General features: G+C 74.8%; 8 protein-coding genes. 7 read left to right on the top strand and 1 reads right to left on the bottom strand.

Annotation, left to right across the window (positions count from 1 at the left end; genetic code table 11):
- The first annotated feature begins 100 nt into the window (after nucleotides 1–100).
- Genes Q6969_RS10695 through mutM form a run of 6 tightly spaced genes read left to right on the top strand, consistent with a single transcriptional unit; the run spans nucleotide 101 to nucleotide 5,283 of the window.
- Nucleotides 101–2,284, top strand: coding sequence for an ATP-dependent DNA helicase RecG (locus tag Q6969_RS10695; RefSeq protein WP_317230421.1), 2,184 nt, complete (start codon nucleotides 101–103; stop codon nucleotides 2,282–2,284).
- A gap of 25 nt (nucleotides 2,285–2,309) precedes the next feature.
- Nucleotides 2,310–2,801: a pantetheine-phosphate adenylyltransferase gene (gene coaD / locus Q6969_RS10690; protein ID WP_317230420.1), complete on the top strand. Its 492-nt coding sequence runs from the start codon at nucleotides 2,310–2,312 to the stop codon at nucleotides 2,799–2,801.
- Nucleotides 2,802–2,820: 19 nt separating this feature from the next.
- Nucleotides 2,821–3,393, top strand: a complete 573-nt coding sequence (locus Q6969_RS10685) for a DUF177 domain-containing protein (protein WP_104342915.1) — start codon at nucleotides 2,821–2,823, stop codon at nucleotides 3,391–3,393.
- Between the two features lie 2 nt (nucleotides 3,394–3,395).
- Nucleotides 3,396–3,599, top strand: coding sequence for a 50S ribosomal protein L32 (gene rpmF, locus Q6969_RS10680; protein ID WP_012298174.1), 204 nt, complete (start codon nucleotides 3,396–3,398; stop codon nucleotides 3,597–3,599).
- Nucleotides 3,600–3,624: 25 nt separating this feature from the next.
- Nucleotides 3,625–4,341: a ribonuclease III gene (gene rnc, locus Q6969_RS10675; RefSeq protein WP_094115619.1), complete on the top strand. Its 717-nt coding sequence runs from the start codon at nucleotides 3,625–3,627 to the stop codon at nucleotides 4,339–4,341.
- Nucleotides 4,342–4,347: 6 nt separating this feature from the next.
- A complete protein-coding gene (mutM, locus tag Q6969_RS10670) occupies nucleotides 4,348–5,283 on the top strand; it encodes a bifunctional DNA-formamidopyrimidine glycosylase/DNA-(apurinic or apyrimidinic site) lyase (RefSeq protein ID WP_317230419.1) in 936 nt (311 codons plus the stop codon).
- A gap of 46 nt (nucleotides 5,284–5,329) precedes the next feature.
- Here mutM and Q6969_RS10665 read toward each other — a convergent pair whose 3' ends face one another.
- Nucleotides 5,330–6,445 carry a GNAT family N-acetyltransferase gene (locus Q6969_RS10665; protein ID WP_317230418.1) on the bottom strand — a complete coding sequence of 372 codons (1,116 nt, stop codon included), beginning with the start codon at nucleotides 6,443–6,445 and terminating at the stop codon, nucleotides 5,330–5,332.
- A 170-nt stretch (nucleotides 6,446–6,615) separates the two neighbouring features.
- Here Q6969_RS10665 and Q6969_RS10660 point away from each other — a divergent pair.
- Nucleotides 6,616–8,216: AAA family ATPase (locus Q6969_RS10660; RefSeq protein ID WP_317230417.1), on the top strand; the 1,601-nt coding region annotated here is incomplete at its 3' end.

The following is an 8,216-nucleotide window of genomic DNA, read 5'->3' as shown; positions in this document are numbered from 1 at the left end:
CGCGGGTCGACGGCGACGCACCGGCCGACCCGTCCGCCGGGACGCCCGCCGGGCCGGCCGCCGGGCCGGCGGCGTCGGACGCCCCTCGTACACTCGAGGGATGACGGGATCCGACGCCGCGCTCGCGGGCGTCGTGGGCGGCCGCACCGCCGGGGTGCTCCAGAAGGCCTTCGGGCTGCGCACGGTCGCCGACCTCCTCGAGCACCTGCCGCGCCGCTACGCCCGCCGCGGGGAGCTGACCGCCCTCGCGGAGCTGCCGGTCGACCAGCAGGCGACCATCGTCGCGGAGGTGCGCGAGGTCCGGGAGCGGCCCATGCGGGCCCGACGCGGCAGCATCCTCGAGGTGCGGATCACCGACGGCCGCGGCTTCCTCACCCTCACCTTCTTCAACCAGGCGTGGCGCGCGAAGGACCTGGTGCCGGGCGTCCGCGGGATCTTCGCCGGCAAGGTCAGCGACTACCGCGGAGCGCTCCAGCTCGCGCACCCGGACTACGAGCTCTTCGACGCGCACGAGGGCCCGGAGCTGTCGGGCGGGGAGCCCGACGCGGCCGCGCGGCGGTGGGCCGAGATGCCGATCCCCATCTACCCGGCCACGGCCTCGATGGCGAGCTGGCAGGTCGCGAAGTCGGTGGCGCTCGCGCTCGACGCGGTCGACGACCTGGAGGACCCCGTCCCGGCGGACGTCCGCGCCGAGCGCGGCCTCCTCCCGTTCCGCGCGGCGCTCGAGGGCGTGCACCGGCCGGAGAGGGACGTCGACTGGCGGCGCGGCCGCGACGCGCTCCGCTTCCAGGAGGCGTTCGTCCTGCAGACCGCCCTGCTCCAGCGGCGTCAGGCCGCCCGCGCCCTCCCCGCCACCCCGCGGGTCCCCTTCCCCGACGGCCGGCTCGCCCGGCTCGATGCGCAGCTGCCCTTCGAGCTCACGGGCGACCAGCGCCTCGTCGGCGAGGAGGTCGCCGCCGACATGGCGCGCACCTGGCCCATGAACCGCCTCGTGCAGGGCGAGGTCGGCTCCGGCAAGACCCTGGTGGCGCTCCGGGCGATGCTCGCGGTCGCCGACTCGGGCGGGCAGTCGGCGCTGCTGGCGCCCACCGAGGTCCTCGCGAGCCAGCACCTCCGCTCGCTGACCGCGTCGCTCGGGCCGGACCTCGCGGCGGAGCTCATGCCGACGCTCCTGACCGGACAGCTCCCCGTGGCCGAGCGGAAGCGCGCCCTGCTGCGCATCGTCAGCGGCCAGGCGCGCATCGTCGTCGGCACGCACGCGCTCCTCGGCGACCGCGTGGAGTTCCTCGACCTGGGGCTCGTGGTGGTCGACGAGCAGCACCGCTTCGGCGTCGACCAGCGGGAGGCGCTGCGCCGGAAGGGCGGCACCCCGCCGCACGTCCTGGTGCTGACCGCCACCCCCATCCCGCGCACGGTCGCGATGACGGTGTTCGGCGACCTCGACGTCTCGACCATCGCGGAGCTGCCGAGCGGCCGCCAGCCCATCGCGTCGTTCGTCGTGCCGCTGCACGAGCACCCGGCCTGGATCGAGCGGGTCTGGGAGCGCACCGCCGAGGAGATCCAGGCGGGGCGCCAGGCGTTCGTCGTGTGCCCCGCCATCGACCCGCAGGATCCCGACGCGGAGGACGAGGACGCCGCCGAGGGCGCAGACGACGCGCCGTCGCGGCCCGCCCTCGCCACCGTCACCGAGGTCGACGCGCTCCTCGCCGCCCATCCACGGCTCGGGTCCGTCCGGCGCGCCGTCCTCCACGGCCGCATGCCCGGGGAGGAGAAGGACCGCGTCATGCGCGCCTTCTCCGCGGGCGACATCGACCTGATCGTCGCCACGACCGTCATCGAGGTGGGCGTGGACGTCCCGAACGCCTCGACGATGGTGATCCTCGACGCGGACCGCTTCGGCGTCTCGCAGCTGCACCAGCTGCGCGGCCGCGTCGGTCGCGGCGGCGTCCCGGGCCTCTGCCTCATGGTCACCCACGCGGAGCCGGAGACCGTGGCGCGGGAGCGCGTGGACGCGGTCGCCGCGACCCTCGACGGCTTCGAGCTCGCGCGCGTCGACCTCGAGCTGCGCCGGGAGGGGAACGTGCTCGGCACGAACCAGTCCGGCGGCCGCTCGTCGCTCCGGCTGCTGCGCGTGGCGCAGGACGGCGACCTCATCGAGTCCGCGCGGGAGCACGCCCACGACGTGCTGGAGGCGTCGCCGACGCTCGACGGGCACCCCGCGCTCGCCCGGGCGCTCGCCCGTCGGCTCGACGACGAGGAGCGCGCCTTCCTCGACAAGAACTGACCGGACCCGGCCGTAGGCTGGCGGGATGCAGCGGATCGCCGTCGTCCCCGGATCGTTCGACCCCGTCACGCTCGGCCACCTCGACATCGTGCGGCGGGCGGCCCGCCTCTACGACGAGCTCGTCGTCCTCGTGGTGCACAACCCCGGCAAGACGCCGATGCTGCCGCTCGCGGAGCGCGTGGCCCTCCTCGAGCGCGTGATCCGGGACGCCGGGCTCCCGGCCACGGTGCGGGTCGACTCCTGGGGCGCGGGCCTCCTCGTCGACTACTGCCGGCGCATCGGCGCGACCGTGCTCGTCAAGGGCGTCCGCTCGCAGCTCGACGTGACGTACGAGACGCCGATGGCCCTCGTCAACCGCGACCTCGCGGACGTCGAGACCGTGCTGCTGCTCCCGGATCCCGCGCACGCCCACGTGTCGAGCTCGCTCGTGCGGCAGGTCGAGACGCTCGGGGGCGACGTCGCCCCCTACGTGCCGGCGGCCGTCGCGGAGGCGCTGGCCGTCCGACGCACCGGCTGACGACCTGTACCGTGTACGGGTGTCCAGGTTCCAGAAGACCCCATTCACGGTGCACGTCCACGACATCGTCCATCGCCCCGGCGAGATGCGCGAGCTCGACCTGACCATCGACCTCCCCGAGCGCATGGGGGAGGGCCTCATCGCCGTCCCTGCGGGCCGCGAGATGCGCGTGCACGTCCGCCTCGAGTCCCTCCACGACGGGATCCTCGCCACGGGGGAGGTCGACACGGTGGCCGACGGCCAGTCCGCGCGCACCCTCGCCGACATGCAGGAGCGTGTCCAGGTCGATTTCGCGGAGATGTTCGCGTACTCTCGTGATGAAGCCTTCGACTACCAGGTCCAGGACGAGCACGTGGACCTGGAGCCGGTCATCCGGGATGCGGTCGTGCTGTCACTGCCGTTCCAGCCCGAAGTGCCGGGCGAGGACCTCGATCTCGATCTGGGTCCCGGCATCAGCCTGGTCCTCGCGGACTCCGACCCGGAGCCCGAGATCGATCAGCGCTGGGCAGCCCTGTCCGGCTTCCGAGCTTCCGAAGACAGCGGTGCGGCGCGTGAAGGCGCCGACACCGAAACGCAGAGAGATGAGAGTTAGTCATGGCCGTACCCAAGAGGAAGATGTCCCGATCCAACACGCGTGCGCGCCGCTCGCAGTGGAAGGCCGAGGCTCCCACGCTCGTCAAGACCATCGAGAACGGCAAGGTCGTCTACTCCATGCCGCACCGTGCGCGCGTGATCGAGGACGCCGCCGGCACGCCCCTGTACATGGAGTACAAGGGCCGCAAGGTCGCCGACGTCTAGTCGACGCCCGCACGGGACGTCGGACATGACCGGCACCACGGGATCCCGCGTCCACGGCGACCGCGACGCGCTCCGGCGCCTCCTCGCCGTGGACGTGAGCCCCGAGCTCCTCGAGCTCGCGCTCACCCACCGCTCGTACGCGTACGAGCACGGCGGCATCCCGCACAACGAGCGCCTCGAGTTCCTCGGCGACTCCATCCTCGGGCAGGCCGTCACGGTCATGCTCTACCTCGAGAACCCCGACCTCGACGAGGGCGAGCTCGCCAAGCGGCGCGCCAGCCTCGTCTCGAGCGTCGCCCTCGCGGAGGTCGCCACCGGCATCGGCCTGGGCGAGCACCTGCTGCTCGGCCGGGGCGAGGAGCTGACGGGCGGCCGGGCCAAGTCGTCGATCCTCGCCGACACGGTCGAGGCCATCATCGGCGCCTGCTACCTCGACGCCGGGGGAGAGGCCGCCACCGGCCTCGTGCTGCGCCTCGTCGCGCCCCTCCTGGAGGACCCGGCGCGCTTCGGCGCCGCCATGGACCCGAAGACGGCGCTGCAGGAGTCCGCCGCGCGCCAGGGCCTTCCCGCGCCCGTCTACGACGTGAGCGACAGCGGTCCCGACCACAGCAAGCGGTTCCACGCCGTCGTCTCCGTCGGCGAGGCCGTGCGCACCACGGGCGAGGGATCCAGCAAGAAGCAGGCCGAGATGACGGCCGCGCTCGAGGCGTGGACGCGCCTCGAGGCGCGCACCACGGCCTGACCCGCGGTGCCCGAGCTCCCCGAGGTCGAGGTCGTCCGCGCCGGCCTCGCGCCGGCCGTGTCCGGCGCCCGCATCACCGGCGTCGAGATCCTCGACGCCCGCTCCCTCAAGCGCCACGACCCGCTCGAGGGCGCGTTCGTCGACCTCCTCGTCGACCGGGTCATCACCTCGGCCGTCCGCCGGGGCAAGTTCATGTGGCTGCCGCTGGAGCCCGACGCCGGACGCGACGCGACGGGTCCCCGCGCCCTGGTGACCCACCTCGGCATGAGCGGGCAGGTGCTCCTCCGCGAGCCCGGATCCGACCCCGACGGGCTCCTCCGCATCCGCATGGGCATCGAGCACCCGGCGCACGGCGAGCTCGTCGTCGCGTTCGTCGACCAGCGGATCTTCGGGTCCATGGCCGTGGACCGGCTCGTCGCGACGCCCGACGGGCGTGCCGGCGGACGGGGCTCGGACGCCGCGCTCGTGCCGACGCAGGTCGCGCACATCGCCCGCGACCCGCTCGACGCGGCCTTCGACGACGAGTTGCTGCTGTCGCGGCTGGCCCGGCGGCGCACCGGCATCAAGCGGGCGCTCCTGGACCAGACCCTGGTGAGCGGGATCGGCAACATCTACGCCGACGAGGCCCTGTGGGCCGCCCGGATCCACTACGCCCACCCCACGGACGCCCTGGGGCGCGGCCGCGCGCTGCGGCTCCTCGCCGAGGTGCGGTACGTGCTCGCGCGGGCCCTGGCCGAGGGCGGCACGAGCTTCGACGCGCAGTACGTCAACGTGAACGGAGCGTCCGGCTACTTCTCGCACAGCCTCAACGCCTACGGGCAGCAGGGGAGGCCGTGCCCCCGCTGCGGCACGCCGATCGTCCGCGAGGCGTTCATGAACCGCGGCTCGCACCTCTGCCCGCGCTGCCAGGCCCTGCCCGACCCGGACGTCGCCGCCGCCTGAGCGGCTCGGGCGACACGCGAGGGACGCCTCGCGGCACGACGTGCCGTCAGCGCGCGTCGTCGACGGCGCGCAGCCAGCTGCCGCTCGTGGCGACGTGCCGGAAGCCGAGGGCCTCGTTCACCGCGAGCATCGGCCGGTTCTCGTCGGCGTTCCAGGTGACGACGCGGTCGACCTCGGGCGCCTCACGTGCCAGGTGACGTAGGTTCTCGACCTTGAGGAGCATGCCGAGGCGGTGGCCGCGGTGCTCGGCCAGCACGAGCGTGTCCTGCTGGTAGGTGTAGGCGTGGCCGTCGGAGCGCCGCCCGCTGGGGGAGACGGCGATCTCGGTGAAGCCCACGAGGCGCCCCGTGGCCACGTGCTCGACCGCGGTCGTGAGACCCGTGCGGCCCGCGGCCGCGCGTCGGGCCTCGGCGTCCCGGATCCGGTCGGGGTCCCACGGGTCCTCCTCCTGCGGGAGGTCGCCCGCCGGCGTGTCCGTCGACATGCGCGTGTGCAGCACGGCGAGGTCGTCGAGCAGGTGCTCCGGGGTCGCGTCGACCCAGGAGAGCACGCGGTAGCCGTCGCCCGCGGCGCGGCGAGCGTCGGAGAGGCGTGCGGCGAGCGTCGGCGCGGCCTCCCGCGTGTCGAGCGCGCTCGTCCGCGCGGTCTGGCCGAGGCGGTAGCCGGCGTCGACCGCGAAGCGCGACGACGGGTCGTCCGCCCCGACCGCGCCGACCCCGGTGGGCGAGGGGATGGGGGACCCGTCCGCCTCCGCGCGGTGCATCGTGAAGGCCGTGAGCGTCCGGCAGCCCGCGTCCACGGCGATCCGCTCCACGCGCTCCCGGAGCTCCCGGCCGATCCCGCGCCGCCGGTGCTCGGGGAGCACGGACACGGCGACGTCGGAGGTGGTCGGGTCGTTGAGCCAGGTGGAGAGGAGCCCGCGGCCGACGATCCGGCCGTCCACCCGCGCGGCGAGCAGGCGCTTCCGGACGTGGGCGACGTCGGCGTAGTCGGGGATCAGCTCCTCCGGCAGCCAGACGAACGCGTCGTGCCCGAGGTCGTGGGACTGGGCGCGGTTGACCACGTCGGTGAGCGCCACGAACTCGTCCCACCCGGCGGCGCCCGGCGCGGACGGCGGGGTGACCTCGTCGACCGTGGAGGGCGGGGCGGCGTCGTGCGGCATGGTCGGCTCCCTCGGCGGTGGCGGTGGCGGTCGCGCGCGCGTCCTCGGCGGCCGGCGCCCCACCACGCTAGCGGCGGCGCGCGACCGGACGCCGCCCGCGCGCGGCTCCCGGGCGCGACCGGCCCGTCCGGTACCGTGATCGGGACCACCACGCGAGGAGGGCGACGGGCGTGCACCTGAAGAGCCTGACCCTCAAGGGGTTCAAGTCGTTCGCGCAGCCGACCACGTTCCGGTTCGAGACGGGCGTGACCTGCGTCGTCGGCCCCAACGGATCCGGCAAGTCCAACGTCGTCGACGCCCTTGCCTGGGTGATGGGCGAGCAGGGCGCCAAGACCCTCCGCGGCGGCAAGATGGAGGACGTCATCTTCGCCGGCACCTCCACGCGCGGGCCGCTCGGCCGGGCCGAGGTCACGCTCACGATCGACAACGCCGACGGCGCGCTCCCCATCGACTACACCGAGGTCGCGATCCGGCGCACCCTGTTCCGCAACGGCGGCAGCGAGTACGCGATCAACGGCACGTCCTGCCGCCTCCTCGACGTGCAGGAGCTCCTCAGCGACTCCGGCCTCGGCCGCGAGATGCACGTCATCGTCGGCCAGGGCCGGCTCGACAACGTGCTGCGTGCCACCCCGGAGGAGCGGCGCGGCTTCATCGAGGAGGCCGCGGGGATCCTCAAGCACCGCCGCCGCAAGGAGCGCACGCTCCGGAAGCTCGAGGGCATGCAGGCGAACCTCACGCGCCTCAGCGACCTGGCGGGGGAGATCCGCCGCCAGCTGAAGCCGCTCGGGCGGCAGGCCGAGGTGGCCCGCCAGGCGCAGACGGTCGCCGCGGTGGTGCGGGACGCCCGGGCGCGGCTGGTCGCGGACGAGGTCGTCGGCCTCCGCCGGGCCCTCGCGGAGCACACGCGCACCGAGGAGGAGCGCACGACCGAGCGGATGGTCCTCCAGGAGCGGCTCGACCGGGCCGTGCTCCGCTCCGAGCGCATCGTCGAGGAGCAGGAGGGCGACGAGGTGGACGCCGCGCGCCGCACGGCGTTCGCCCTGGAGCAGGTCCAGGAGCGGCTGCGCAGCCTGCTGTCGCTCGCCCAGCAGCGGCTCGCGCTCCTCGGATCCGCGGACGACGCCCCCGAGGCCGCCGCGGGCACCACGCCCGCCCAGGTGCAGGAGTCGCGCGACGAGGCCGAGCGGCTCGTCACCCTCATCGCGGTCGCGGAGGCGGCCTGGGCGTCCGCGCGGCAGGCGACCGCGGCGGGACGCCAGGCGCTCGACGCCCTCGACGAGGAGATCCAGGCGCAGAGTGCGCTGGTCTCCCGCCACGACCTCGAGATCGCGGGTCTCCAGGGCCGCGCCGAGACCGCGGGCTCCCGCCTCGCCGCCGTCCGCGGGGAGGTCCTCCGGCAGCAGAACGCGCTCGACGCCGCGCGTTCCCGGCTGCAGGCCGCCGAGGCCGAGCGCGAGCGCGGGGAGGCCGAGGGCGAGGCCGACGAGCAGGGCGGATCCGAGCTCACGCGCGCCTACGAGGACGCGCAGGCCGACGTCGCGAGCGAGGAGTCGGCGATCGAGGCCGTGCGCGAGGAGCTGCACGCCCGCGAGCGGGAGCGGGACGCCCTGTCCGCCCGGGAGCAGGCCCTCGCGAGCGCGCTCGACCAGCGCGACGGGTCGAGCGACCTCGCCGCCGCCGGCCTCCCCGGCGTCCTCGGGCTCCTCGCCGAGCACGTGCACGTGCGGCCGGGCTTCGAGGCCGCCGTCGCCGCGGCGCTCGGGACGCTCGC

The sequence above is a fragment of the Clavibacter sp. MX14-G9D genome, assembly GCF_032917815.1.
Taxonomy (GTDB): Bacteria; Actinomycetota; Actinomycetes; order Actinomycetales; family Microbacteriaceae; genus Clavibacter; species Clavibacter michiganensis_K.
Note: the sequence above shows the minus strand (reverse complement) of the source record. Positions and strands in the feature narration are given on the sequence as shown.